Here is a 2,727-nt window from a genome sequence, read left to right as displayed (position 1 = left end):
ATTCCTGAACACCGTGCAAAATACTTGCTATACGATAATAAACCTTGCGTAGACGACAATGCAGAACAATGTAAAGACTGCTTGACGCGCCGCGTTATGTCCATCGGTGATACTGTAGGATGGAACCAAAATGGTGATTCCAAACACTACGGTAAACGGACAGGAGAATTTTAGATTTATATAGTCCTCTTTTTTCGATAAAATTTTTCGGAAAAAGAGGACTTTTCTATTGAAGTGTCGAAATGTATTAGCAAAAGCCGTAATTTGCCAATAAGGAGGCGATTCCGATGAAAGAGTACAGTAGTGATAAAATTAGAAACGTTGCTGTTGTTTCTCACGATGGTGCAGGTAAAACAGCTCTTGTTGAATCCTTGTTGTTAACCTCTGGTGCGGTTGATTTCGTAGGTAAAGGCCAAGATAATAAACATATCATGGACTTTGAACCGGAAGAAATCAAACGTAACGTAACTATCCAGTTGGGTATGGCTCCATGTGAGTGGCATGACCATAAGGTTAACTTCGTAGACACTCCAGGTTACAATGAATTCCATGGCGAAGTTCGTGCTGCTTTGCGTGCGTGTGATGGTATGTTAATGGTACTATCCGCCACATCTGGTGTAGAAACTGACACAGTTCGCGCATGGGATTATGCCGTTGAGTTGCAAATGCCACGTATGGCATTTATCAATAAAATGGATGTTGATGGTGCTGACTTCTTCGGTACTATTGAAAGAATGCGGGAATTATTTGGCAAAGGCATCATGCCATTGCAGATTCCTATCGGTGAAGGCGCCAACTTTGAAGGCGTCGTAGACGTAGCAAAAATGACTGCGTTTACTTATAAGGACGGCCAACCAACTGAAATCGCTGTACCAGCTCACCTTATCGAAAAGGCTCAAGAAATTCGGGAAATGACCGTAGAAGCCGCGGCTGAAGGTAGCGATGAATTGTTGGAAAAATATTTAGAAGGCGAAGAATTATCCTTAGAGGAAATTCGCCAAGGCTTGCGTGAAGGTATGATTAGTGGCCGTGTGTGCCCAATCATGTGTGGCAGTGCCACATCTCGTATTGGCTTAGATCAAGTATTGGATCGTATGATCCGTTACATGCCAGATGCAACTAAAAAGGTTATGACCGCAACTGATGCAGAAACTGGCGAACAACGTGCAATACATGTAGATAAACCATTAACTGCATTCGTATTCAAAACGTTGTTAGACCCATTCGCAGGCAAACAAAGCTTTGTACGTATCTTCTCTGGTGAACTTAAAGAAGGCGATCGCCTCTTTGATGTGAACCAAGGCGTAGAAGAAAAATGGGGCAAGATGGTTACCCTTATCGGGAAGCAACAAATCCCTGTATCCTCAGCTAAAGCTGGCGATATCGTAGTGATACCGAAATTGGCTAATGCTAAAACTGGCGATACATTAACTGCTCCTGACTTTAAAGTAACATACGATGCTATTCGTTTCCCTCAACCTCTATATACAGTGGCTATGGAGCCAGTGAAAAAAGGTGAGGAGGAAAAATTAGCTAGTGCTGTTCTTAAGGTAGCAGAAGAAGATCCTACTTGCGTAGTAGTGAAAAATGCTGAGGCCCGCCAATTACAAATCGATTGTATGGGCGAGGTACATCTCGAGCATATTCTCAATAAAATGGACCGCAAATACGGCGTACAAGCTAAACTTGTGACTCCTTATATTCCATACCGCGAAACTATCAAAGGCTCCGCTGAAACCGAGTCTAAATATAAAAAACAAAGTGGCGGTCATGGTCAATATGGTCACGTTAAGATTCAAGTGGACCCATTATATGATGGAAGCGAATTTGCATTCGTAGACAAAATCTTTGGTGGTGCTGTACCTAAACAATACATACCAGCAGTGGAAAAGGGTGCCAAAGAAACCCTAGATAAAGGCTTAATTGCGGGATATCCTATGATTGGCGTGCAAGTGACACTCTTGGATGGATCTTACCATAGCGTAGACTCCTCAGAGTTAGCATTTAAAGTAGCTACGTCACAGGCTATCAAGGATGTAATTCCTAAGGCGAAACCAGTCCTATTAGAACCAATCTATGAAGTTAACGTGTTTGCACCAGATGCTTTCATGGGCGACATCATGGGTGATTTAAATAGCCGTCGAGGTCGTGTATTAGGCATGGAACAAAGTGAAAGAACAGGTATTTCTGTTGTTAAAGCTCAAGTACCATTGGCTGAAATGGCCGATTATGTAACTGCATTGCGCTCTATCACTCAAGGACAAGGCGTATTTAACCGTCAGTTCCATACTTATGAAGAGGTTCCACATAAGCAAGCGGAAGAAATCATCGCTGCTCATAAAACTCAAGAATAACGTAAGACAATGTCCACGTACTGTATGTAATACAGTTAGAATCACTACAACTGAATAGACAATTGCATAATGAACAATTTCATAGCATAACAATTGACGAAAGTCATAAATCTAAATAGTATTTTACACTAGCCCTCCATATATGTAGCGTATGGAGGGCTTTTACCATGCTGAAAATAGATTAGGATAGACCTCAGTTGATAATGAGGTGTATTTGTGCGTTAACCACTTGTAGAGATAGATATAATAGAAACATTGGAATCGCTAGTCCTTTGTGTATATATGTGCTAAGATAAAAAAATAAATATAATTACAACTGTGTGCTTACTATATAAATAGATAGTGTGAAAGGATCGTATATGTTTTTCTCTAG

1 protein-coding gene and 1 pseudogene are annotated in these 2,727 nt (G+C 41.0%); both read left to right on the top strand.

Annotated features, from left to right (window positions below):
- A pseudogene (locus tag RYM16_RS08990) lies at positions 1 to 174 on the top strand ([FeFe] hydrogenase H-cluster radical SAM maturase HydE); the annotation flags it as partial.
- Between the two features lie 113 nt (positions 175 to 287).
- A complete protein-coding gene (gene fusA / locus RYM16_RS08985; RefSeq protein ID WP_296002155.1) occupies positions 288 to 2,354 on the top strand; it encodes an elongation factor G in 2,067 nt (688 codons plus the stop codon).
- Positions 2,355 to 2,727: the final 373 nt, after the last annotated feature.

Origin of the sequence: uncultured Veillonella sp., assembly GCF_963524655.1 — a bacterium.
Taxonomy (GTDB): Bacteria; Bacillota; Negativicutes; order Veillonellales; family Veillonellaceae; genus Veillonella.
Note: the sequence above shows the minus strand (reverse complement) of the source record. Positions and strands in the feature narration are given on the sequence as shown.

Coding starts and splice junctions, on each gene's coding strand:
- fusA (WP_296002155.1), top strand. CDS start 288: ATGAAAGAGTACAGTAGTGATAAAATTAGAAACGTTGCTGTTGTTTCT.